Below are 24,237 nucleotides of genomic sequence, written 5' to 3' on the forward strand. Positions count from 1 at the left end.
TGGTGCCTGAAACCGGTTTCTGTTAACCGCACGTTACGGATCGAGGGGGCCATGGGCAACAGTCGGGTCACGGTTCGGGAGATCGCCCGGTTGGCCGGCGTCTCCGTCGCCACGGTGTCCCGGGTCTGGAACGGCACCGGCCAGGTGTCGGAGGAGATGCGCCGGCGCGTCCTCGAAGCCATCGAGGAGCACGGATACCGACCGGACCACCTCGGGCGAGCGTTGGCCGCCGGCCGGCACGGCGCGCTCGGCCTGGTCTTCCCCGGTCTGTCCGGCCCCTACTTCACCGAGCTGATCCAGGGCTTCGAGTCGGAGGCGGTGCCGGCCCGGGCCAGCGTGCACATCCTCTGCACGCACATGCGTGAGGACTCCGACGCGCAGGTGCTGGAGATGGCCCGCCGGGTCGACGGAATCGCGGTCATCGGTGGCACCATCTCCGAACCGGTCCTGCTCCGGCTCGCCGAGATGGTCCAGGTCGTCGTGCTGGCCGGCCGGGGGACGGGGACGGTTCCCTCGGTCAGCGTCGACAACGCGCCCGCCATGACCCGGCTGACCCGGCACCTGCTCCTCGACCACGGCCTGCGCGACCTGGCCTTCGTCGGCAACCCGGACGGGTCGCCCGACATCAGCGAGCGGTGGGCCGGTTTCCTCGCCGCCCACCGGGAGCTGGCGCTCACCCCGCCCGCCGAGCCGGTCCGGGTCGCCATGCAGCAGCCCGACGGCGTCCTCGCCGCCGAGCAGCTGCTGCGTGACGGGGCCGCGCCGCAGGCGGTCGTCTGCGCCAACGACGAGATCGCTCTCGGCGTCCTCGTCGGCGCCCTCGGCCGGGGCCTGCGGGTGCCCGAGGACCTCGTGATCACCGGGTTCGACGACGCACCCATGGCCGCGCTCGTCTCGCCCCCGCTCACCACCGTCCGGCAGCCGGTGCGGGACCTGGCCGCGGAGGCTGCCCGGCTGATCCTGAACGCCGTCGAGGCCCCTGGCGCGGCGGCTCCCGACAGCATCGTCCTCCCCACCGAGCTCGTCGTGCGCCGCAGCTGCGGCTGCCCGACGGGCGCCCCCCTTGGAGGTATCGGTCAATGAAGAGATCGAAGCTCGCCCGGATCGCCGCGATCGCAGCCGCCGTCGCCCTCGCGGCCAGCGGCTGCACCGGCACCGAGCAGAAGTCCGGCCCCGGCACCGACGGGCGGGTCGCGTTCCTCGACTACGGTGACTTCGGCGGCGGCAGCAACCCGCAGGCCAACTACAACCCCTACCTGGAGGCCAGCCGGCTCGGCGCCACCGAGTACGTCTTCGAGCAGCTGATCACCTACGACAACTACGGGTGCCAGGCCAAGCCCTGGCTCGCCACCGAATGGAAGTGGACCGACCCGCAGACGCTCGTCTGGAAGCTGCGCGACGGGGTGAAGTGGAACGACGGCAAACCGTTCTCCGCCGACGACGTCACCTTCACCTACGACATGCTCAGGGCGCACAAGGCGCTGGACGTCAAGGGCATCTGGCGGTACCTCAGCGCGGTCGAGGCGACCGACCCGCACACCGTCACCATGCGGTTCACCCAGCCCGGCGCGGCGGCGTTCACGCTGTTCAGCGAGATCAAGGTCGTGCCGAAGCACGTCTGGTCCACCGTCGGCGACCCGGTGACCTTCACCAACGCCGAGCGGCCGGTCGGCACCGGACCGTTCACCGTCAAGGCGTTCAACCCGCAGCAGTTGACGCTCGGCCGCAACGCCGACTACTGGCAGGCCGACAAGGTCAAGGTCGACGAGCTGCGGTTCCACAAGGCCGACGGGGGCGGGCAGATCGACCAACTCAAGCTCAGCCGAGGCGAGTACGACACCAACGCCATGTTCGTGCCGGACGTCAGGAAGGCGTACGTCGACCGGGACCCGGAGCACAACAAGTACTGGTACCCCTCCGGCAGCTCGATCAGCGTGTACATGAACCTCACCAGGGCGCCGTTCAACGACACCGCCTTCCGCAAGGCCCTGGTGCCCGCGTTCAACCGGCAGGAGATCGTCGACAAGGCGCAGCTCGGCTACGTCAAGCCGGCGAGCCAGACCGGTCTCGTGATGCCCGGCCAGGCCGACTGGCTGCCCAAGGACATCCCTAACCAGGGCGTGGTCGGCTACGACGCGGCCAAGGCCGACGCCGACCTGACCGCCGCCGGCTATCCCCGCAACGGCGACGGCAAGCGCGTCGGCAAGGACGGCAAGCCGATCTCCTTCAGCTTCCGGGTGCCCGGCTCCTGGACCGACTGGGTGCAGGCGCAGCGGATCATCGTGGCGAACCTGACCGCGCTCGGCTTCGCCGTCCGGGCCGAGACCCCCACCCCCGAGGCGTACGAGAACGACCGCGCGATCGGCAACTACGACATGCTGCTCGGCGTGCACGGCGGCAGCTGCAACATGTTCCGCAACTTCCAGGAGCCGCTGGCCAGCGACCAGTCCGCGCCGGTGGGCAAGAAGGCGGTCAGCAACTTCGTCCGCTGGAACGACCCGCGCACCGACGAACTCATCGACAGGCTGCGCACCGCCACCGACGAGGCGGCGCAGAAGGCCGCGGTCGCCGACCTGACCAAGGTGATGACCGAGCAGGTGCCGATGATCCCGCTCTGGTACGGCGCCAAGTGGTTCCAGTACCGCACCGCGAAGGCGACCGGCTGGCCCAACGAACAGAACCCGTACGCCGCGCCCAGTGACAACCTGCTGATCATCACCAACCTGCAGCCCGCCGGGACCGACGCCAAGTAGCCGATGGCCGGCCGGCGCCCCGCGCGCCGGCCGGCCCGTCCCCGAGAAGGGATGGCTCCCGTGGCCTACTTCGCCAGACGCTTCGCTTTCTTCCTCGGCACCCTGTGGGCCGCCGTCACCCTCAACTTCCTGATCCCCCGACTGCAGCCCGGGGACCCGGCCGAGGCCATCGTGTCCCGGCTGGCCGGGCAGAGCGAGAGCGTCGACCCGGCCCAACTGCAGGCCATCCGGATCATGTTGGGCACCCCCGACGGCAATCTCTTCGAGCAGTACCTGCAGTACCTCGGCGCGGTGGTGCAGGGCGACTTCGGGGTGTCGTACACCTACTTCCCCTACAGCGTGACCCACATGATCGGGCAGGCGCTGCCGTGGACCGTGATCCTCGTCGGGGTCACCCAGATCATCTCGTTCGTCGTCGGCACACTGCTGGGCACCTGGGCCGCGTACCGCCGCAACAGCCGCGTCGACTCGGTCATCACCCTCGGTTCGACGTTCCTCGGGACGCTGCCGTTCTTCTGGCTCGCCCTGCTGCTCATCTACGTGTTCGCGATCACCCTGCGCTGGTTCCCCGAGCGCGGCGGGTACGGCGGCGGCAGCTCACCCGGTTGGAGCTGGATCTTCATCTCCGACGCCTTCCAGCACAGCGTGCTGCCCGCCGTGGCGCTGCTCATCACCGGCCCGATCGGCTGGATCATCGGCATGCGCAACAACATGGTGCAGAGCCTGGGCGAGGACCACACCCGCCTCGCCGTCGCCCGTGGCCTGCCCCGGCGACGCATCGCCATCACCTACGGTGCGCGCATCGCGATCCTGCCCAACGTCACCGGCTTCGCCATCGCGCTGGGCAGCGTACTCGGCGGCACCGTGCTGGTCGAGACGGTCTTCAACTATCCCGGCATGGGCCGGCTGCTCCTCGAGTCGGTGTCCAGCCGGGACTACCCGCTGATGCAGGCGATCTTCCTGTTCACCACGATCGGTGTGCTGGTGGCGAACTTCCTGGCCGACCTGCTGTACGGCTTCCTCGACCCACGGGTGCGAAAGGTGGAGTCGGCATGAGAATCGCCCGCGACGAGCGGGGTGAGGTCGCGTGAGCACGCCGGCCCCCGCCGTACCCGCCCGGGGCACGGACACCGAAGGCGTCCAGGCCGCCGCCACCGAACTCGCCCGCCACAGCCGGCTGCCCGGCTGGTTCGTCATCCTCTGGCGCAACCGCAAGTGCCGCATCGGGCTGCTGATGCTGACCGCGTTCATCGCGGTCGCGGTCTTCGCGCCGCTCGTCGCGCCGTACGACCCGCGCGACGACGCCTTCCCCACCTCGCTCGGCCCGACCGGCAGCCACTGGCTCGGCACCACCGCCCAGGGCGAGGACGTCCTGTCCCAACTGGTCGTCGGCGCCCGCACCTCGCTCGTCGTCGGCCTCGCGGCCGGTGCCCTGTCCACCCTGATCGGGCTGGTCATCGGGTTGACCGCCGGCTACCTGCGGGGCTGGGTCGACGAGGTGCTGTCCTTCCTGATCAACCTCGGGCTGGTCGTGCCCGCGCTGCCGCTGATGGTGACGCTCGCCGCGTACGCCCCGGTCCGCGGGCTGTGGCTGATCATCTTCGTGATCAGCGTGACCGGCTGGGCGTACGGCGCCCGGATCAAGCGGTCCCAGATCATCACGCTGCGCACCCGCGACTACATCACCGCGGCCCGGTTCGCCGGCGACGGCACCGCGCGCATCATCGCCCGGGAGATCGTGCCGAACATGACCTCGCTGATCGTGGTCGGCTTCATGGGCGCGGCGCTCGGCGCGATCGGCGGCGAGGCGGGCCTGGCCTTCCTCGGGCTCGGCGACCCGCAGACGGTCAGCTGGGGCACCATGCTCAACCAGGCGAGCCTCGGCGGCGCCCTGCTCACCGGCCAGTGGGCCTGGCTGGTCGCCCCCGGCCTGGCCCTGTCCCTGCTGATCACCTCCTTCACGCTGATCAACTTCGGCATCGACGCGCTGAGCAACCCCCACCTGCGGGAGGACTGACATGACCCTGCTCGAGGTGGACCACCTCACCGTCACGTACACCCCCCGCGACCTGCCGGCGAACCGGGCCGTGCACGACGTCTCGTTCACCGTCGCCGAGGGCGAGTTCGTCGGCCTGCTCGGCGAGTCCGGCTGCGGCAAGTCGACGCTCGGCAACGCCGTGCTGCGGCTGCTCTCCCCGCCGGCCCGCATCACCGGTGGCCGGGTCACCTTCGACGGCGTCGACCTGACCACCGCCGGAGAGGAGCAGTTGCGGGAGCTGCGCTGGGTGGACCTGTCCACCGTCTTCCAGAGCAGCATGAACTCGCTCAACCCGGTGATCCGGGTCCACGCGCAGTTCGCCGACACCTTCGCCGCGCACAAGGTGCCCGGCGACGTCACCGAACGGGCCATCGAGCTGCTCGAGCTGGTGGCCCTGGACCGGCGGGTGCTCCGGGCGTACCCGCACGAGCTCTCCGGCGGCATGAAACAGCGCGTGGCGCTGGCCCTCGCGCTCGCGTTGCGTCCCAAGCTGGTGCTGCTCGACGAGCCCACCACCGGGCTGGACGTGGTGGTGCAGCGCGAGATCCTCACCCGGCTGGCCGAGCTGCGCCGCGAGCTCGGCTTCGCGGTGCTGTTCATCAGCCACGACCTGGGCACCGTCCTCGACATGGCCGACCGGGTGATGGTGATGTACGGCGGCGAGATCGTGGAGGACCGGCGGGCCGCCGACATGCTCCACGAGCCACGGCACCCCTACACGCGCGGCCTGCTCGGCTCGTACGCCGACCCCCGGCTGCCGGACGTGCGGGTCACCTACATTCCCGGCCGGCCACCGGACCTGTCCCGGCCGCACACCGGCTGCCTCTTCGCCCCGCGCTGCCCGCACGCCGAGGACGCCTGCCGGGCGACGCACCCGCAGCTGCTCCCCGACCACGGCGGGCTGGTCCGCTGCCTGGTCGCCCAGGAGGACCGGCTGCCGGTCGTCACCCTCGGCTCCGCCGCCACCCTCGACAGCCACTTCCCGGCCGCCGGCACCCTGACCCGGCAGGCCGACACTCCCGCGGGCGAGGGCGACGCGGTGCTGTCCGTGGAGAACGTGAGCAAGCGCTACCCGAGCCGGCGCGGGTTGCGCACCAGCACCGTCGAGGCCGTCCGCGAGGTGTCCTTCGCGCTGCGCCCCGGCGCGGTGACCGCCCTGGTCGGGCAGAGCGGCAGCGGCAAGTCGACGATCGCCCGGATCATCACCGGGGTGGAACGCCCCAGCGCCGGCGAGGTGCGGTTCACCGGCGGCTCCGGAAACGGGATCCGGGTGGACCGGCTGCGCGGCCGGGCCCTGCGTGACTACCGGCGGCACGTGCAGATGGTCTTCCAGGACCCGTTCAGCGCGCTGAACCCGACCCGCACGGTGGCGTACGCCCTGTCCCGGCCGCTGGTCAACTTCGCCGGGCTGCGCGGCGACGCCGTCCGGGAGCGCGCGGCCCAGCTGCTGGAGCGGGTGGGGCTCGCCCCGGCCGGGCAGTTCCTCGACAAGCTGCCGCACCAGCTCTCCGGCGGGCAGCGGCAGCGGGTGGTGACCGCCCGGGCCCTCGCCCCCGACCCGCAGGTGCTGATCGCCGACGAGCCGATCTCCATGCTGGACGTGTCGATCCGCGCCGAGATCCTGGAGCTGCTCGGCGAGCTGGTCCGAGAGCGGCGGCTGGCGATGCTCTACATCACCCACGACCTGCTCAGCGCCCGGCTGCTCGCCGACGAGGTGCTGGTGCTCCACCAGGGGATCCTGGTGGAGCGCGGCCCGACCCGCGAGGTGATCGGCGCCCCCCGGGACGACTACACCAGGTTGCTGCTCGACTCGATCCCCAACCCGTTCGCGGAAGCCACCGGCAGGGAGAGCACGCCGTCGGCCTGACATCAGGGCGCCCGCCATTGCCCGGCGGCCCCCGGGCCCCGACCGGCCTCCCCACGGTGACGGGGGAGGGGAGGCCGGCCGGTCAGGCCAGCCAGGCGGTCGAGCGGGCCGGCAGCTTGTCGGCCCCCGCCGCGCCGCTGGCGAGTAGGACCCGGTCCCCGTAGGGCCGCCAGTCGACCGGCCCGTCACCGAGGTTCACCAGGCAGGTCGGCCCGCCGGCGCCGCGCCGGAAGGCGAGACAGCCGGCCGGCGCCTCGCGCCAGGACAGCCGCGCCGGTCGACCCCGCCAGCAGGTACCGCGCAGCGGCAGCGCCGCCCGGGCCAGGGCCAGCGTCGACGTCCGGTCGTGGCGTTGGCGGGCCACCGAGCGCGCTCCCCAGCCCGACGGCTGGGGCAGCCACGGCCTGGACCCGGCCGGGCCGAAACCGTACGGCGCCGGGCCTGCGGTCCACGGCAGCGGCACCCGGGCGCCGTCGCGTCCCCGGTCCACGCCGCCGGAGCGGCGGAACACCGGGTCGCGGATCGCGTCGTCGGGCAGCGCGACGTCGGGCAGGCCGAGTTCGTCCCCGGCGTACAGGTAGACCGCGCCGGGCAGCGCCAGCATCATCAGCAGCACCGCCCGCGCGCCGTCCGGTCCCCACCGGTCGGCCGCTCGCCGTACGTCGTGGCTGCCGTGCACCCACGTGGGCAGCCGCCCGTGCCGGGTGGTGGCGGCCAGGAGCGCCTCGACGCCCTCGCGCCACGGCTGCGGCCGCAACGGCCAGTAGAGCGGGTCCATCGCGAACGCCTGCCCCAGCTCGTCGGGGCGCAGGTAGGGCGAGAGCACCTCCGGCCCGCCCCAGGTCTCCGCCACGCCGAGCCGGTCACCCGGGTAGGACGCCAGCTCCCGCGCCCACCGGCGGTAGATCTCGTGCACCTCGTCCCGGTCGCTGTACGGCGCCGGGTCACCGGGCTGCCAGCCGGGCGGCAGCTCCGGGTAGTCGGGGTCCTTCCACAGCGAGCCGGCCGCGTCGAAGCGGACGCCGTCGACCCCGCGGTCCAGCCAGAACCGCAGCGTGGCCAGCGCGTCGGCGGCCACCTCCGGGTGCTCGTGGCGCAGATCGGGCTGATCGGTGTCGAACAGGTGCAGGTACCACTCGCCGTCGCCGAACGGCGTCCACGCCGAGCCGCCGAAGATGGACCGCCAATTGTTCGGCGGCTCAGCACCGGCCGGGCCGCGGCCGGGCCGGACGTGGAACCGGGCCCGCTCCGGCGAGCCGGGGCCGGCGGCGCGGGCGGTGACGAACCACGGATGGGCCGAGGAGACGTGGTTGAGCACCAGGTCGACCAGCACCCGCAGGCCGAGCCGGTGCGCGTCGGTGACGAGGCGGTCCACGTCCGCGAGGGTGCCGAGCCGGGGGTCGACATCGCGGTGGTCGGTGACGTCGTACCCGGCGTCGCGGTCGGGGCTGGGATAGAACGGGGTGACCCAGACGGCGTCCACGCCGAGCGCGGCCAGGTAGGGCAGCCGGGAACGCAGACCGGGCAGGTCCCCGAGGCCGTCGCCGTCGGCGTCGGCGAAGGAACGCAGATACACCTCGTAGGTGACGGCTTCCCGCCACCATGGTCCGGTGTGGGTCATCGCGGGGTCAGCTCCACCAGGGCGAGGGACGGCAGGGGCAGGGTCAGCGGCAGCCGCAGGCAGCCGCCGTCCGGCGCGACGGTGACCGGCGGTCCCGCACCGGCGAGGGTGTCGGCGGCCCGCAGCCCGGCCCACTGCTCCTCGGTGGGCCAGCCGTCGACGCCGAGCCGGCGCGCGGTCGCGGCGAGGTTCGACGTCCGCTCGTCCAGCCGGCGGTGCCGGAGTTCGTACCCGGCTGCGGGCAGCCCGTCGATGCGCAGCCGCACCGTACGGCTCAGCCGGCGGCGCTGGTCGGGCCGGCCCAGCACGCCCTGGTCCAGCGTGCCGTTCCAGAGCACCACGGCGACCCGCCCGCTGTCCGGGTCGACGGACGGCCAGGCCCGCACCAGCGTTCCCGCGCCGTCCCCGTCGAGCCGGGCGGCGAGCTGCACGGGCGCGAGCTGTTCCAGCATCCACAGTGCCCAGAACCGGGGCTTGGCCAGGTTGCCTACCGACAGCAGCCCGAACCCGCCGTGCAGCAGCGCGGGCGGACGGCCCAGCTCCTCGAAGTGGTCGCTCGCCACCCAGCAGGCCAGCGCCGCGACCCGGCCGGCCGCCTCCTGCATCCCGGTGGCCACGAAGGCGGCCGAGAGCACCGAGTCGTTGACCGGCGCGAAGTGGGTGGGGGAGGGGCCCCACTCCGTCCAGAGCAGTGGGGTGCCGGCCCGACCGTGCCGCTCCAGGGCCGGTCGCAGGTCCAGCGGCGGGCTGCCGTAGACATGGGTGGAGAGGAAATCCAGCGGCGCGCCCGAGGCGTCGACGTGGTCGAGGAACGGCTCTATCCATCTCGTCGCGGCGGTCGCCGGCCCGCCGACCGGCAGGCCGGGGCAGGCCTCGCGCACCGCCCGGGCCGTCACGTCGTACATCCGCAGGTAGTCCTCGCGGGTGCCGGTCCAGAAGCAGTCCAGGTCCGGTTCGTTCCACACCTCGACCGCCCACCGCCGCAGCTCTGCGTCGCCGACTCGGGCCCGCAGGTGCCGGATGAGGCCGCCGACCAACGCCGCCCACCGGTCCCAGTCGCGGGGCGGGCTGGACACGCCCGCCGCGGTGACCTCGCGGGACGGGTCGCGGGCCAGCGCCCGCGGCACGAACGACAGCTCCAGCACCGGCCGTAGGCCGGTCGGGGCGAGTGCGTCGAGCACGGCGTCGACGCCGGTGAAGTCGTGCACCGCGCGGCCGTCGACCTCCTGGTAGACGCCCAGGTCGTCGCCGAGGATGCCGTGCGCGCGGACCCGTTCGACGCTCAGCTCGCGGCGCACCCGGCCGAGCGCGGCGGCCAGCCCGGCCCCCATCTCCTCGCCGCCCACCCGGTCGGTGCAGAGCAGCAGGCTCAGGTGCTCCGAGCCGACCATGTCCCGCCACGGGCGGGGCACCGGCCCGACCGGGCGGGCGGCGTCGACGGTCACCCCGACCACCGCGTCACCGCCGTCGCGGGCCGTGACCGGCGCCGATCCCGGCCCCAGCGGACCGTCGCCGGGCCGGTCCGGGTCGAGCACCGGGCGCACCGCGTACCGTACGCGCCGCCCGGGCTCGACGGTCGTGTCGGCGTACGGCGGGCCGGGCACCGCGAGCAGGTCACCGCCGCGATGGTCGACCACCCGGTACGGGCCGTCGCCGTCGGCCCGGTGCACCAGGTAGCCGGCGGCGCCGGGCACCGGATCCCAGTCGACGTCGACCTGCCCGCGACCTGCCCGTACCCGGATGCCGTGACCGTGTCCCCGCGCCGGCAGGCCCGGGGGCTCGCGGCCCGCCCGAAGGCCGGCGGACGTGGAGCCGCCGGCCGTGGGCGTGGCCGCGCCGGACGTCGTGGCGTCGGGCGGCGGAGGGTTCGGCCGCACGGTCAGCCTCCGGCCACCTCGACGAGCACCGCGCCCGGCTGCGGCAGGTGCAGCTCCACCACCGCCGCCGTGCCCTCGACGGCGGTGGCGACCTCCTCGATCGGTAGCGCGTCGACGGCGCGCAGCGCGTCCCATTGCTCCCCGACCGGCCACTCGGTGATGCCGAGCTGCTCGGCCAGGGTGGTGATGTCGCCGTGCTCGCGGTCGAGCCGGGTGGCGGTCACGGCCCGGCCGGCCGCGCCGTCGACGACCAGGCGGATCCGGCGGGCGAGCGCCGGGTCGCCGTCGCGCTTGGACTGGTCCAGCGTGGACGACCACACGAGGACGGCCAGGCTGCCGTCCGCGCGCCGGCTGGCCCAGGTCTGGACGAGGCCGCCGGCGCCGTCCCCGCCGGCGCGCACCGGCAGCTCGGTCTCGCCGAGCCGGCTGAGCATCCGCAGCGCGTGGTAGCGGGGCTTGGCGATCCCGCCGACGGTGATCAGGCCGAAGCCGCCGTGCAACAGCCGCGGCGGTCGGCCCAACTCCTCGAAGTGGTCGCTGGCCACCCAGTAGGACAGGGCGTCCACCCGGCCCGCTGCCGAGCGCATGCCGGTGAGCAGGAACGTCGCCGCGGAGGTGCCGTCGTTGACCGGGTGGAAGTGGGTGGGCGTCACGCCCCACTCGGTCCACAGGATCCGGGCGTGCCCGAAGCCGAGCCGTTCCAGGGTGGGGCGCAGGTCCAGCGGCGGGCTGCCGTAGGTGTGTGTGGAGACGAAGTCGACCGGAGCGCCGGAGCGCCGGACGTGCTCCAGCAGCGCGTCGACCCAGCCGGCGGCGGCGGACGACGGCCCACCGACGGGGATCCGGGGGTCGACGTCCTTGACCGCCTTGGCGGTCACGTCGTAGAGCCGCATCCACTCCTCACGGGTGCCCGACCAGAACACCTCCAGGTTGGCCTCGTTCCACACCTCGAAGTCCCAGCCCAGCACCTCCTCGCCGTACCGGTCGAGCAGGTGCGCGACGAGGGCGCGGACCAACTCGCCCCAGCGGTCCCAGTCCTTCGGTGGGGAGATGACCCCCCGGTACTCGAAGACCGTCCGCTCCGGGTCGCTGGCCAGGTCGCGGGGCATGAAACCGATCTCGACGACCGGTCGCAGCCCGACGGACAGGAGCAGGTCGTAGACCCGGTCGACGCCGGAGAAGTCGATCACCGGCTCGCCGTCGACCTCCCGGTAGACGCCGAGGTCGTCGTGGAGGATCGAGTGCGCGCGCACCGTCTCGACGCCGATCTCGTCGCGGATGCGGCGCAGCGCGGCGAGCAGCTCGCCGCCGATCTGCCGGCCGCCGGAGGTGTCCGTGCAGAGTAGCTGGGACAGCCGCTCGCTACCGATCATCGGTTGCCACGGCCGGGCCAGCGCGGCGCCGTGCGCGGCCGCGTCGACCTGGAGGACGACGGTCGGGGCGACGCCGGTGGCGGGCAGTGACGCGCAGGTCACCCGTGCCCCGAGCGGGCCGGTGACGGTGACCTCGGGGACGGCGGCGACCGCGTAGGCGTACGACTGGCCGGGCTCGCCGGTGGTGTCGACGTACCAGGTGTCGGGGATGGCGAGGACGTCACCGCCGAGGTGGTCGATCGGGGTCAGCTCGCCGTCGGCGGCGCCGTCGCGCACCGGCGCGCGGTGCACCAGGTAACCCACCGCGCCGGGCACCGGGGACCACGAGAGACGGACGTGGTGGACTCCGGCGACCGCCGCCAGACCTTCCGGCGGGGCGAGGACGGGCGTGCCGTCAGTCGTGCCCGCCTCGTCGCTGCGCAACGCGATCCGTGACTCCCAGTCGGATCGGGCGTCTGCCGGCTGGTGGTCGCTGATGCTCGTCACCGGGGCACCTCCTGTCGTCGTGTGGTCCGGTCCGAGCACTGTAACCGGTTTCTGTGCGAGTCGCTCCCCTCCGCCCGCACCCTTGCGGACTCTGATCGGGTTCGCTCCGTCGGACGCACCCCGGTGCCCCGGCGCGGTGAGCGGGACGAGCCCCGACCTCCGCACCTGGCCCGGCGCGCCGCGGCCGGCGCTCCGGATGGCATCCTGAGCGCCGGCCGTGGGCATGTGAGGTCAGAGCGTGGCGCACTGCCCCTGCACGGGGCCGGTCACCGCGTTCGGCTGACCGTCGTCCTGCGGCGCCGGCTCGTTGCCGGTGCAGCGCAGGGGGCCCTCGATGACGTTGCCCGCCAGAACCGACGGCCCTCGTCCGTCGACCACGGTCACCGGCCCCGCCACCGACGAGTCGACCAGCCTGAAGTCACCGGTGGTGCCGGTGGCGGAGAGCGGCCCGACCACCGAGCTGTCCCGTACGGTCACGCCGGCCGCCCGTCGGGCCACGACCGGTCCCTCGACGGTGCTGTCCCGGACCACCAGCGTCGCCCCGTCGCCCACCGAAACCTGCCCGGACACCGTGGCATCCCGCAGGCAGGTGGTCCCCGTCGTGATGTCGAGCGGCCCCGCGTAACTGCCACTGACGACGCGGCTGCACACCGCCGGGAGCGCGAAGTTCCACCGGTACAGGCGGGACACCCGACCGTAGTAGAGGTTGCCGTCGCCGCCCTTGGTGAGGAACGCCACCCGGCCGGCGGCCAGCTCGACGGCGTCCCACGTCGCCGGGTCGATCCGCCAGAGGCTGTCGGACACCGACGCGTAGAAGAAGCCGTCGTCGGCGCGGACGAGACCCCGCTCGTGGCCGTACATCGTCGTCTCGTTCGGGAAGAGCCGTTCCGACCTGGTGACCGCGCGGGTCGCCGGATCGAAGGTGAACAACGTGCCGTCGGACAGGCCCCAGATGGTGCCGGACGGGTCGACGACCAGCGCGTTCACGGCCGAGCCGCCGGGCGCGGGGACCACGCGCTCGACCACCTGCCGGGTCTGCGGATCGAACACGAACAGTTCGGCCTCGGTGGCGGTCGGCTCGATGCCGTACCCGCCGTTGACGGAGGTGCCGCCGTAGAGCAGTCCGTCGTGCTCGACCAGGCTGACGACGCTCTGCCGCGGCACGATGTCCCGGTAGGTCTGCACGGCACCGGTCGACGGCGTCCAGAAGCTCAGGGCGCCGCCGAGGCGACCCGCGCGGGGGATGCTGCCGACGGCGACCGTCTCACCCAGGTCGACGAAGGCCTGCGCCCGCTGCTGCTCGTCGCCCAGGACGGCCCTGGGAGCCGGGTTGGACCCGTACGCCCACGGCCTGGTGGTGTCGTAGGAGAGCAGGTTGCCGTCCGGGTAGCGACCGTAGAGCAGGTGGTCGCCGCGGGTTCCGAAACCCTCCACCTGCCCGGCGCCGGACAGCAGGGTCATGGAGTCGTCGGCCGGGTCGAAGCGCGCCATGCCGGGTGGGGACAGGAACCCGCCGATGTAGACCGATCCGTCCGGCCCGGTCCCCATCGCCTGGATCGGGTTGGGGGCGCCCTCCAGGTCCTGCTCGCCGATGTACCGGGTCAGCCGAGTCTGCGGGTTCCACAGGTAGACGCGGCCGTAGTAGTACGTCATCGACAGGGTCGGTCCGGGCCACGCCGGGTCGGCCAGGTCGACCCATTCCCAACTGCCCGGCAGCGCGTTCGGCTTCCAGCCGACCGGCGTGTAGGTGTGGGTCTGGAGGTCGTACCGGACGATGCCGTCGGCCACCATGCGGAAGTAGACGTACCGGCCCGTGGCATCGGTTTCGGAGACCATCCGACCGGAGATCGCGGGGACGATGTTCACGACGACCCCGTCGCTGAGGCGGTAGACGAGCAGGTCACTGGAGTGGTCGAGCCGGATGAACAGGTATCCCCCGGCGAGGGTGAGGTCGTAGACGGCCTCCTCGTCCGCGTACTGGGCGGGCAGCGTGATCGGCCGCACCTCGCCGGTGGCGCGGTCGAAGCGGGCCAGCTTCGCGTTCGGCTTGGTGCCGAAGTAGACGTACCGGTCGTCGATCGCGAGCGCCTGGCCGTAGGTCTCCCCGGGAACGATCTGACCGTGATCGGTGAACCGCTTCGTGGCGGGGTCGTAGGAGAAGAGCTTTCCGCTGGGGTACGTCCCGCCGTAGACGACACCGTCCGGCGCCGCGGCCATCCGCCAGATCTGCTCGTCCGGGTACGGCACGCCCAGGGACGTGACCGAGGTGTCCCCGGGGGACCAGGTGTAGACGGCGCCGTTGGTCATGCCGAAGTAGACGGCACCTTGCGGCCTGGCGAAGGTGACCGCCCAGCTACCGGTACCGGAGGGCAGTCGCTGGCCGAAGACCACCTTCCCCGACCGGATGTCCGTGACCTGGAACATCGCCGTGACCTCGCTGTTGCCGGCGGTCACCCAGTAGGCCTGTGGGCGCCCCTGCTGGTCGACGCCCTGCGCCTGGTACTGCGAGAGCACCCGCGAATTGATGGCGTGGCCCAGGTCCTGTTCCGCGCCGACGATCGGGGCGGGAGCCGGCGGCGGGGCGGCGTTCACCGCGCCGCCGGCGGTGGCGACGAGCAAGCCGGCGAGCAGCCCGCCGGCGGTGAGCAGGGCGGCGGACCGCAGTCCTGTCCGTTTCATCGGTCTCCTTCACTGATCGATGGAGTGTGGCTCGATTGTTGCGGCCGGGGCCGTAACTTGCCCAGAGTCGCCCCGGACCAAGAACCTCGACCAGCGCCGGCGGCGACGCGACGCCCTGGCGGACGCGGACGGATTGCAGCGGGCGGGCGGCGGGCACCCGATCCCGGTACACGCCTCTGATCCGCCGTAGCGTAACTTGCGGTCTGGGCCGAAACCAGGCCTGCGAGAGTTCGACCAGGACTACACGACAATCACCGGTCACCCCGAGAAACGGAACCATGATCGACAGCTTCGCCACGGGGAACGCGGACGTCGCGTATCTCGGCATCGACATCGGGGGCACGAAGACGATCGCCCTGCTGCTCACCCCCGACGGGCGGGTGGCCGCCCGGGTCCAGGCCCCCACACCCGCCCGACACGGGCCGGCGATGGTGCTCGACACGGCCGCCGAACTGGCCGGGCGGCTCCTGGACGGCGGCCGGGTCGCGGGCATCGGGGTGGGTGCCGCCGGCACGCTGGATCCGGCCACCGGCACCGTCCGGTACGCCACGGACAGCCTGCCCGGCTGGGCCGGCACCAGGATCGCCGACGAGTTGGGCGCCCGACTGGGCCGCCGGGTGCACGTCGACAACGACGTGAACGCCGCCGCGCTCGCGGAAGCGTGGACGGGCGCGGGGCGCGGCCGGGAGCACCTGCTCCTGCTCGCCCTCGGGACCGGCCTCGGCGGCGCTCTGATCCGGCGCGGCAGCCTCGAACGCGGCGCCCAGGGGGCGGCAGGCGAGGTCGCCCACCTGCCGGCACCCGGCGCGGAACAACTGCGCTGCGGCTGCGGGCGCCGGGGGCACCTGGAGGCCGTGGCGTCCGGCAGCGGGATCGCCGCCGCCTACGCCCTGGCCGCCGGTGAGCAGGTGAGCGGGCGGGAGGTCGCCGCCCGGGCCGCAGCCGGCGAAGCCGCCGCCCAGCGCGTGCTGGATCATGCCGGCGAGACGCTGGGCGCGGCCCTGGCCGGACTCGTCGCGTTGCTCGACCCGGCGGCGGTCGTCCTGGCCGGCGGCGCGGCGCCGGCGGTGCTGTCCGCGGCGACCCGCGCCTACCAGGCGGAAGTGCTCCCGGCCTGGTCCCACGTACCGCTGCTGCCGTCGGCGCTCGGTGACAACGCCGTGGCGATCGGCGCGGCCCGAATGGCGATGGAGGACAGGTGACGGTCTTCGACGTCATGCGGGGTGGTCTGGTGGTGTCCTGCCAGCCGCTGCCCGACGAGCCCGACGACCCGATGCGGGACGCCTACGTGCAGGCCCGGGTGGCCGCCTCGGCCGCGGCGGGCGGTGCGGTGGCGATCCGCGCCAACGGGCCGGACGACATCGCGGCGATCCGCGCCGCCGTCGACGTGCCCGTGATCGGCCTGGTCAAACACGGCACCACCGGAGTGATGATCACCCCGACCCCGGCACACGCGGTGCGGGCCGCCACGGCCGGGGCGCACGTCGTGGCCGTCGACGCCACCGACCGGCCCCGCCCGGACGCGGGCAGCTTCGCCGACACGGTACGCGCGGTGCACTCGCGCACCGCCGCCCTGGTGCTGGCCGACATCTCCACCCTGGCCGAGGCCCTGGCCGCGGTCGACGCCGGTGCCGACGCGGTGGCCACGACACTCTCCGGCTACACGCCGACCAGCCCGCCGACGGAGGGCCCCGACCTACGACTCGTCGCCCAGCTCGCCGAGCGGCTGGAGGTGCCGGTGATAGCGGAGGGTCGCTACCGCACGGCGCAGCAGGTCCGGCAGGCCTTTGCGGCCGGGGCCCACGCCGTCGTCATGGGCAACGCCGTCACCTCACCACTGTGGATCACGCGGCGTCTGGTCGAGGCGACGCCCCCTGCGTCCGAGCGCCGTGGGCGGTAACGCAGCCGGGTGACGGCAGCAGGTGTGCCGCCCCGGCGAGGCACCAGCGTCCCCCCGCCGCGCAGGCGACCGGCACCGAGAAGGGCCAGTGCCCTCGGAGCTGGCCCTTCCCCGTGACCGGACCGGCCCGGTCGTGACGCGATGATCAGCTGACCGACCTGTTGTAACTGTCGATGGCGCCCTGCACGCTCGTCGCGGCGTCCTTCATGGCCTGGTCGGCCGGCTTGCTACCGACGATCGCCGCCTCCAGGCCGTCCTCGGACGCCTTGCGGGCCTGCGGCATCACGCCCAGCAGGCAACCGGCCGACGCGACCGACGGCGGCAGCGCGTGCAGCTGGTCGACCGCGGTGCGGAACTGGGGGAACTTCGCCATCCAGTCCTTGTCGATCTGTTCGTCGAGCGCCTTGGCGTTGATCGGCACGTACCCGGTGCTGGTGTGCCACTTGGCCTGCTGGGCCGGGGTGGAGGCGAACTTCACGAACTCCCACGCGGCGCGCTTCTCCTTGGCGCCGTGACCGACGCCGTTGATCCACAGGGAGGCGCCACCGATGATCGGTCCACCCGTGGACGAACTGCTCACCTTCGGGTACGGGGCCGTGAGGACGGTGAACCTGCCCTTCGCGGCGTCGACGTAGCCGCGCAACACGCTGGTGGACTCCAGGTGCATGGCGACCGTGCCCGCCTTGAACGCCGCCTGGGCGTCGTCGGTCTTGCGGCCGGTGTTCGTCGCGTAGCCGCCCTTCACCAGGTCCGTCCACCACTGCGCGACACGCACGGCCGTCTCCTGGTCGAACTGCACCTTCGAGGCCAGGCCCGTACGCCCGTTGCCGTTGTCGCAGTACTCCTTGCCGTCGGTGGCGAGCAACTGCTCCAGCAGCCACCCGTAGATGGCGGCGCCGAAGCCGTACTGGACCGTCTTGCCACTGGCGTCCTTGACGGTCAGCTTCTTCGCCAGGTCGCCGATCTCGGTGAGGTTGCTCGGTGGCTTCGTCGGGTCGAGGCCGACGCGCTCGAACGCCTCCTTGTTGAGGTAGAGCAGGGGCGTCGAGGAGTTGAACGGCATCGACCACATCTTGCCGTCGACGGAGTAGTAGCTGGCGATGTTCGGCTCGATGTCGGCCGCGTTGAAGCCGTCCTTCTCGATGAACTTGTGCATCGGCACGACCTGCTTGGAGTCGACCATGAAGCGGCTGCCGATGTCGTAGATCTGCACCAGGGCCGGTGTGCTCTTCTGCTGGACCGAGGCCTTGTACTTCGCGATCGTCTCGTCGTAGCTTCCCTGGAAGACCGCCTTGACCTCGACCTTGCCCCCGCTCTGCGCGTTGAAGTCGGCGATGAGCTGGTCGACGGCGGTGGCGTTGGCCCCCTTCATCGCATGCCAGAACTCGATCGTGGTCTTCTCCGTGGCCTTCTCCAGCACCTCGGCACCGGGGGCGTCGAGCGCGTCACTGCCGCTGTCGGTGCCGGATCCGGAGTCGCCGCAGGCCGTGAGCGCGGCGGCGGCCACGAGGGCGACGAGCGCCGCTGTGGTCCGGCGGAGCCGAGGTCTTCTCATTGGTTCTCTCCTTCTCGAAGGTTCAACGCAGCGCGCCGGCGGTCAGGCCGCGGACGATGTGGCGCTGACCGAGAATCACGACGGCCAGCGTGGGGAGCAGGGAGAGCGCGACGCCGGCGAGGACGAGACCCGGCTGCGCCGCCTCGGCGTCGTTGAGCTGGGAGATGCCGATCTGAAGCGTCTGGAATTCGGTGTCGCGGATCAGGATCAGCGGCCAGAAGTACTGGTTCCACGCCGAGAGGAAGACGTAGACCCCGACCGCCGCGATCGAGGGCTTGGAGAGGGGCACGACGACCCGCCACAACAGGCGCCAGTGACCGCACCCGTCGATCACTGCGGCGTCCCGCAGCTCGGTCGGGAACTGCAGGAACGCCTGACGCAGCAGGAACGTGCCGAACGCCGAGGCGAGGAAGGGCAGCACCAGGCCGAGGTACGTCAGCCCACCCCGCGTCAGGCCCCAGCCGGAGATGGCCAGGTAGTTGGGAATGATGATCGCTTCCCACGGCACCATGAGGGTGGCGAGGAACAGGCCGAAGGTCGCCGCCTTCGCGGGCAGGCGAAGAAACGCGAAGGCGTACGCGGCGAAGATGCTGGTGACGACCTGTGCCACCGTGATGACCCCGGCCTGGACGGCGGAGTTCACGTAGAAACGGCCGAGCGGCACCGAGCGGAACACGTCCCTGATGTTCTGCCAGTGCAGCTCCTGCGGCACCAGCGCGGGCGGGTAGGTCGCCAGGTCACCGGGGCCCATGACGGCGCCGACGAAGCCGTAGTAGACCGGGAACAGAACGGGGATCGCGGCCAGGCCGAGCACGACGTAGACGGCGGCCTGCCCGAGGCTGGGCTTCTTCATCGGTAGTGGACCCGCCGTTCGAGGATGCCGAATTGGACGGCCGTGCAGCCGAGCATGATGACCAGCAGTACGACGGCCTGCGCGCTGGCCGCGCCGAAGTCGGCGGAACCGAAGGCGAACGCCTTCTCGTAGATCGAGTAGACCAGCGTCGTCGTGGCCTGGTCCGGTCCGCCCTTGGTCAGGATGTGGATCTGCCCGAAGCTCTGCAACGCGTGGATCGTGGACACCACGACGAGGAAGAACAGTTGCGGGGAGAGCAGCGGCACGGTTATCCGCGACGCCAGCCGCCAACCGGTCGCGCCATCCAGCCGCGCCGCCTCGACCACCTCGGGCGAGATGGCCGATACCCCGGCGGAGAGCACGAGGATGTTGTAACCGAAGTTCATCCACACCGTGGCGACGCAGACGGCGGGCAGCGCGATCGACGGGTCGGTGAGCCAGTTGACCCGGTCGATCCCGAGGTATCCGAGCAGGCCGTTCGCCACTCCGATCGCCGGGTTGTAGATGACGGCGAAGACAACCGACGCGGTCGCCACCGAGAACGCGAACGGCAGCGCGAACGCGGTGCGCAGCACCCGTACCCCGCGTATGCGCGCCTCCAGCAGCAGCACCACGAAGAGCGCGCCCAGGACGGCCGGCACCACGGAGAACAGCGTGAACAGCGCCGTCGTGGCCAGCACCTTGCCGAACTCCCCGGACAGCATCTCCCGGTAGTGCTCCCCGCCGACGTACTCGGACGGGGCGCCGAAGATGTCGTTCCCGTGCACGGACAGATAGAGGGTTCGCCCGAGTGGCCAGAACACGAACAGGGCGAATATCGCCACCGAAGGCAACAGCATCAGCCACGCGAGACCGGGTTCGCCGAAGCGTGCGAGCTGCCATCGCCGGAATGTGGAACGCGTGGATTCGACGGTCAGGGAGCGGTCGCCCGGTGGCGTGCTGACGGTGCGAGGGGGAGACACCGCAGCACAGTACCAACATCATCGAAAGATGGAAATTAGTGCTGAGCCATGTCCGCGACCTCGTCGGCCCACACCCGCTCGGCGGTTTAAGTTGAGGGCTACAGCGGACCCCGCCAGCGGTTGCCGGTGTCCGGGAGTTGGCGTTCCGCTGGCCGCGACGCCTGACGTGGTAAGCGACGGATGAGTCGACCCGTACGCCGAATTCTTGGTCTTTGATCTCTGCCTTCGTGCTGCAACACTGCTGGCGAAAGCCGGTGATGGACGCCTCTTGTGCCACGAAGGAGTCGGAGTTGCGCCTGCCCCGTGAGCCGCACCCGGTTGACCGGCCGGGTCCTGTCCTCCTCATGATCGTGTGCGCTGGTCTCGGCACGGTCGCCGCGAGCGGATGGAACGGTGACGGAGGCCGCATCCAGCCGATCGCGGCAGTGCTCGCCATCGTGCCGTTCGCGTGTTTCCTGATCCTGTTCGCGGTCTTCTGGGTTGGGTGGCTGATGCGAGGACACGAGTTGTGGCGCGAGGAGCGGCGACGGTCAGGAGGCGCCGACAGCGATTGAGCGTGGTCAGGCAGGCCGAGGCTCGTGCCCGATCCGTCCCCGACACAGCGGTCCTTCGCCCGGCCCTTGGTGAATGGCCGCCACCCAGGCACCCTGCGTATGCGCTCCGGGCTCCATCGGCCTGTGTGGTGAAGGGGCTTCGCCTAACCCGGCGAACCTCTGGGGCGTGCCGAAGTCCACCCCGCTGGCGATCGGGATCATCGCGGTGCTCACCGTGGCGTTCGTGGTGTCCGCCGTGACCGGCGTCAAGCGCGGCATCCAGTTCCTCTCGAACACCAACATGGTGCTCGCGGTGGCGCTGATGTTCTTCCTGCTCGTGGTGGGCCCGACGGTCTTCATCCTCAACAGCCTCACCGCCTCGACCGGCGGCTACCTCAACGACCTCATCCCGATGAGCTTCCGCACCGGCGCCTTCGGGGGCGAGAGGTGGATGGCGGGCTGGACCATCTTCTACTGGGCGTGGTGGATCTCCTGGACCCCGTTCGTCGGCGCGTTCATCGCCCGCATCTCCAGGGGCCGCACCATCCGCCAGTTCGTCCTCGGTGTGGTGGCCATCCCGAGCCTGGTCAGCTTCGCCTGGTTCTCGGTGTTCGGCGGTACCGCCATCGACCTGCAACTCGGCGGCACCGACCTCTCGGCCGCCGTGGCGGAGAGCCCGGAGGCCGCGCTCTTCGCGGTCCTGCGGGAGTTCCCGCTCTTCACCGTCACCGCGATCCTGGTGATGGTGCTGGTGGCCCTCTTCTTCGTCAGCGGGGCCGACGCCGCCTCGGTGGTGATGGGCACGCTCTCCTCGCGCGGCAACCTCGAACCGAGGGCATGGCTGGTCTCCATGTGGGGCATCCTGACCGGCCTGGTGGCCGCCGTGCTGCTGCTCGCCGGTGGCCTGTCCGCCCTGCAGTCGCTGACCATCCTCGCCGCGTTGCCGTTCCTGTTCGTGATGGTCGGCATGGTCGCCGGGCTGCTGCGCGAGCTGCGTCGCGAACCCCTCAGCGCGACGATGGCCCCGGAGATCCGGGCCCTGGTGGCCGCCGCCGCGCGGCCGGAGCACGCGGACCCCGACCGTTCCTGACCCATCACGCGGCCGCGGGCCGTCCCCACACCGGGGCCGGCCCGCGGCCGCGTGGTGCTGGCCGTTTCGGTGGTCGAGCCGCTGTTCACGGGCTTGTCGCGGAGGCCGTTTCCGGGACGAGGGTGGCCTGGCTGCGGTGCGCGACCGGGATGATCAGCGCCGACGCCACCAGCGCGGCGACCGCGATGCCGAGCCAGCCCCAGAAGCCGAACGCGATGACCAGGCCGGACAGCACGGCCGGTCCGATGATGTTCTGCGTGATCACGTGCAGGTCGAACGCGCCCAGGTACTCGCCCTGCGCGTGCTCGGGGGCGAGGCCGAACGCGAGACCCCAACCCGAGGCGGCCTGCATCACCTCGGCCACCGACAGGATCAGCACCGCGGCGACGATCGCGACGGAGACCAGCACCACGTTGTCGTCCAGGGCCGTCACCGCGATCACCGTGCAGCCGCCGGCCAGCCAGTAGCCGGAGCGCCGCGCGAGCCTGCCGGCCCCTTCCACGGTGTCCGCGCCCCGGCTGGCCCGTACCTGGAACAGGATGACGAACACCGTGTTGAAGATGAGCAGCAACGGGATCAGGAAGTGTGGCAGCGAGGTGCGGTTGAGCGCCCACAGCGGCATCGTGACCAGGATGACGGTGACGTGGGAGGCGAGCACCGTCGAGACGCCGATGACGGAGAGGAAGCGCGGGTCGCGTACGGCGGCGAAGCGCTTGAAGCCCACCGGGACGGGACGCGACGGCACGTCGGGCAGGCGGGTGACCAGCAGCGCGGCGCTGGCCATGAGCGCGGCGGTGGTGAGCGGGATCAGCACGAGCAGCCGCTGGTCGAGCGCGGCGACGGCGGCCACCCCGATGCCGATGCTGAAGCCGATGTTGAACACCGACCGCATCATCGCCTTGAGCTTGACCCGTTCCTCGGCGGGCACGAGGTTGCCGACGAGGGCCCCGTTGGTCGGGCCGGTGCCGTACTCGATGAAGCCGACGGCGACCACCAGGGCGAAGAAGTGGATCGCGTTGTCCACCAGGGCGTAGAGCCCGAAGCCCACCGTCAGCGCGGCGAACAGCATGACGAGCAGCCTGCGCGCCCCCACCCGGTCGGCGATCACGCCGAACACGACCGACGAGATGAAGGCGGACAGGCCGGCGGCGGACAGGCCCAGGCCGACCTGCTTGGGGTCGAGGCCGACGCGGAGCGTGAAGTAGACGACACTGCCGCTGAGGAAGACTCCCTTGCCGATCGATTCGGCCAGCCGGATCGCGATCAGTTTCCTGCGTAGCGGGTCGGTCGGCACCAAACGGGATGAAAAATCAATCATTCGTGACAAGGGCATATTCGCACATCCTTGTGTGGTGGAGCGGCCGGCGTCAATCCTCGCCGCGGCGAAGCCGGGCGGGACAGGGCGTTCGGCGGACCGGGGTCGGGACGACTTCCCGGGTGGGCAGGGAACTTTCCCGCTGGACGTCCGGGGCGCGGTGCGCTAGGCGCCCGGCCTGGTCCGGGCGGGCGGTGCGTCCCGGCGTGCGGCGCGGAGGCGGGACCTGCGGGTACATCGTCCCGGCATTCCCGGTCTGTCGCGGGCTGCTCCGTCGGCCGAGAAGGGTACCGGATGGTCGTATTAAATTGATTTCGGAAAATACGTCAGAAGATTGACATGGCTTCCGTCCGACTGACTTCATGTGTTGTTCTGTTCGCCGTCAGTAGATGTTCACGCCGACGCGGAGGTCGGCGCTTCCGCGACGCCTCCGGAAGGGAGGCGTCGCGGGCCGGTTAGGACGGGGTGAGGTGTCGTAATGGTCAGCGTTGGCTCGACCTCGGAACTGGCTCATACGATGAGGCGGAGCCCGGGAAGTGTCGCGGGCGAGGCGAAGCCTCGCACCGTGACGGTGGTGCTGGCCGACGCTCAGCCGGTGGTACGCAGGGGCCTGCATGCCCTGCTGTCCTCCTCGGCTGAGGTCAGCGTGGTCGCCGAGGCGGGGACCACGCGGGAGGCGATGACATGCGCGGCGTCGCTGCGCCCCGACGTGCTCGTGCTCGACATCGAGCTGCCGGGCTTCCAGGTGGGGGTGACGCTGCAGGAGATCGCCCGGATGTCGCCCTCGACCGCCGTGCTGGTCTTCACCGCGGTGGAGGACGAGGGTGCGGTCTTCGCGGCCATGCGGGCGGGTGCGCGGGGCTACGTGCTCAAGAGCTGCCCGGGCGACGGCATCGTGCGGACGATCCGGGGCATCGCGACGGGCGAGGTGATCCTCGGCCCCCGGGTGGCCGACCAACTCATCGGGCAGTTGGGCCGCGAGCCGCGCAACCAGCAGCTCTTCCCGGAGCTGACGACGCGTGAGCGGCAGGTGCTGGAACTGATCGCGTCGGGCATGCGCAACGTGGCGATCGCCACGCGGCTGAACCTCTCGCCGAAGACGGTCAGCAACCACATCTCGACCATCTTCAGCAAGCTGAACGTGTCGGACCGGCACGAGGCGATCGAGGTCGCCCGCAAGGCCAGGCTGGAGCGCCCCGGGCCGTACGGGTCGAGTCTCGACACGGTGTCCGGTGGCGGCGTACCGCTGGCGCGTAGGCGTGGCGCCATGTCCCTGCCGGGGGTGGGCGGCTCGGCCGCCTGCGCCGGCGCGCGATCGATGGAGAGGTGAGCGGG

18 protein-coding genes are annotated in these 24,237 nt (G+C 71.8%); 10 read left to right on the top strand and 8 right to left on the bottom strand.

The window, feature by feature from the left end; genetic code table 11:
- The first annotated feature begins 51 nt into the window (after nucleotides 1–51).
- The 5 genes from ACGFZ2_RS02520 to ACGFZ2_RS02540 are packed head-to-tail and all read left to right on the top strand — an operon-like array spanning nucleotide 52 to nucleotide 6,658.
- On the top strand, nucleotides 52–1,083 hold the full coding sequence (locus ACGFZ2_RS02520; protein WP_393265962.1) for a LacI family DNA-binding transcriptional regulator: 1,032 nt from the start codon (nucleotides 52–54) through the stop codon (nucleotides 1,081–1,083).
- Entirely contained in the window at nucleotides 1,080–2,753 is a 1,674-nt protein-coding gene (locus ACGFZ2_RS02525) for an ABC transporter substrate-binding protein (RefSeq protein ID WP_393449315.1), read from the top strand. Before ACGFZ2_RS02520 ends, ACGFZ2_RS02525 begins: the two co-directional genes overlap by 4 nt.
- Before the next feature lie 60 nt (nucleotides 2,754–2,813).
- On the top strand, nucleotides 2,814–3,809 hold the full coding sequence (locus ACGFZ2_RS02530) for an ABC transporter permease (protein ID WP_363703593.1): 996 nt from the start codon (nucleotides 2,814–2,816) through the stop codon (nucleotides 3,807–3,809).
- A 31-nt stretch (nucleotides 3,810–3,840) separates the two neighbouring features.
- Complete coding sequence (locus ACGFZ2_RS02535; RefSeq protein ID WP_393265968.1) at nucleotides 3,841–4,770, top strand: ABC transporter permease; 930 nt, start codon at nucleotides 3,841–3,843, stop codon at nucleotides 4,768–4,770.
- Between the two features lies 1 nt (nucleotide 4,771).
- A complete protein-coding gene (locus ACGFZ2_RS02540) occupies nucleotides 4,772–6,658 on the top strand; it encodes an ABC transporter ATP-binding protein (protein ID WP_393449318.1) in 1,887 nt (628 codons plus the stop codon).
- A gap of 82 nt (nucleotides 6,659–6,740) precedes the next feature.
- On the opposite strand, the gene ACGFZ2_RS02545 is transcribed toward ACGFZ2_RS02540, so the two are convergent.
- The 4 genes from ACGFZ2_RS02545 to ACGFZ2_RS02560 all read right to left on the bottom strand — a co-directional run bounded on the left by ACGFZ2_RS02545 (nucleotide 6,741) and on the right by ACGFZ2_RS02560 (nucleotide 14,694).
- On the bottom strand, nucleotides 6,741–8,279 hold the full coding sequence (locus tag ACGFZ2_RS02545; RefSeq protein WP_393449322.1) for an alpha-amylase family glycosyl hydrolase: 1,539 nt from the start codon (nucleotides 8,277–8,279) through the stop codon (nucleotides 6,741–6,743).
- Complete coding sequence (locus tag ACGFZ2_RS02550; RefSeq protein ID WP_393449325.1) at nucleotides 8,276–10,156, bottom strand: xylan 1,4-beta-xylosidase; 1,881 nt, start codon at nucleotides 10,154–10,156, stop codon at nucleotides 8,276–8,278. The genes ACGFZ2_RS02545 and ACGFZ2_RS02550 overlap by 4 nt, the downstream gene beginning before the upstream one ends.
- Nucleotides 10,157–10,158: 2 nt before the next feature.
- Complete coding sequence (locus ACGFZ2_RS02555; protein ID WP_393449328.1) at nucleotides 10,159–12,015, bottom strand: xylan 1,4-beta-xylosidase; 1,857 nt, start codon at nucleotides 12,013–12,015, stop codon at nucleotides 10,159–10,161.
- Nucleotides 12,016–12,246: 231 nt separating this feature from the next.
- Nucleotides 12,247–14,694 (bottom strand): hypothetical protein, encoded by a 2,448-nt coding sequence (locus tag ACGFZ2_RS02560; protein WP_393449331.1) that lies wholly within the window; start codon nucleotides 14,692–14,694, stop codon nucleotides 12,247–12,249.
- Nucleotides 14,695–14,972: 278 nt separating this feature from the next.
- Here ACGFZ2_RS02560 and ACGFZ2_RS02565 point away from each other — a divergent pair, with 278 nt between their 5' ends.
- Together ACGFZ2_RS02565 and ACGFZ2_RS02570 are read left to right on the top strand one after the other, a co-directional pair.
- On the top strand, nucleotides 14,973–15,896 hold the full coding sequence (locus ACGFZ2_RS02565; RefSeq protein WP_393449334.1) for an ROK family protein: 924 nt from the start codon (nucleotides 14,973–14,975) through the stop codon (nucleotides 15,894–15,896).
- On the top strand, nucleotides 15,893–16,594 hold the full coding sequence (locus ACGFZ2_RS02570; RefSeq protein ID WP_393449337.1) for an N-acetylmannosamine-6-phosphate 2-epimerase: 702 nt from the start codon (nucleotides 15,893–15,895) through the stop codon (nucleotides 16,592–16,594). The genes ACGFZ2_RS02565 and ACGFZ2_RS02570 overlap by 4 nt, the downstream gene beginning before the upstream one ends.
- Nucleotides 16,595–16,739: 145 nt before the next feature.
- Here ACGFZ2_RS02570 and ACGFZ2_RS02575 read toward each other — a convergent pair whose 3' ends face one another.
- Genes ACGFZ2_RS02575 through ACGFZ2_RS02585 form a run of 3 tightly spaced genes read right to left on the bottom strand, consistent with a single transcriptional unit; the run spans nucleotide 16,740 to nucleotide 19,826 of the window.
- Complete coding sequence (locus ACGFZ2_RS02575; RefSeq protein WP_393449340.1) at nucleotides 16,740–18,149, bottom strand: ABC transporter substrate-binding protein; 1,410 nt, start codon at nucleotides 18,147–18,149, stop codon at nucleotides 16,740–16,742.
- Nucleotides 18,150–18,171: 22 nt separating this feature from the next.
- Entirely contained in the window at nucleotides 18,172–19,002 is an 831-nt protein-coding gene (locus ACGFZ2_RS02580) for a carbohydrate ABC transporter permease (protein ID WP_393449343.1), read from the bottom strand.
- Nucleotides 18,999–19,826 (bottom strand): carbohydrate ABC transporter permease, encoded by an 828-nt coding sequence (locus ACGFZ2_RS02585; RefSeq protein ID WP_393449346.1) that lies wholly within the window; start codon nucleotides 19,824–19,826, stop codon nucleotides 18,999–19,001. Before ACGFZ2_RS02585 ends, ACGFZ2_RS02580 begins: the two co-directional genes overlap by 4 nt.
- A 350-nt stretch (nucleotides 19,827–20,176) precedes the next feature.
- Between ACGFZ2_RS02585 and ACGFZ2_RS02590 the strand changes: the two genes are divergently transcribed.
- Both ACGFZ2_RS02590 and ACGFZ2_RS02595 read left to right on the top strand, forming a co-directional pair.
- On the top strand, nucleotides 20,177–20,518 hold the full coding sequence (locus ACGFZ2_RS02590; RefSeq protein ID WP_393449349.1) for a hypothetical protein: 342 nt from the start codon (nucleotides 20,177–20,179) through the stop codon (nucleotides 20,516–20,518).
- A 73-nt stretch (nucleotides 20,519–20,591) separates the two neighbouring features.
- Entirely contained in the window at nucleotides 20,592–21,587 is a 996-nt protein-coding gene (locus ACGFZ2_RS02595; protein WP_393449352.1) for a BCCT family transporter, read from the top strand.
- Between the two features lie 85 nt (nucleotides 21,588–21,672).
- Here the strand turns inward: ACGFZ2_RS02595 and ACGFZ2_RS02600 are convergent, their stop codons facing one another.
- Nucleotides 21,673–22,920, bottom strand: coding sequence for an MFS transporter (locus ACGFZ2_RS02600; protein ID WP_393449355.1), 1,248 nt, complete (start codon nucleotides 22,918–22,920; stop codon nucleotides 21,673–21,675).
- A gap of 547 nt (nucleotides 22,921–23,467) precedes the next feature.
- On the opposite strand from ACGFZ2_RS02600, the gene ACGFZ2_RS02605 reads away from it, so the two are divergent.
- Nucleotides 23,468–24,232, top strand: a complete 765-nt coding sequence (locus ACGFZ2_RS02605) for a LuxR C-terminal-related transcriptional regulator (RefSeq protein WP_393449358.1) — start codon at nucleotides 23,468–23,470, stop codon at nucleotides 24,230–24,232.
- Nucleotides 24,233–24,237 lie beyond the last annotated feature (5 nt).

Origin of the sequence: Micromonospora sp. NPDC048063, assembly GCF_043202855.1 — a bacterium.
Taxonomy (GTDB): Bacteria; Actinomycetota; Actinomycetes; order Mycobacteriales; family Micromonosporaceae; genus Micromonospora.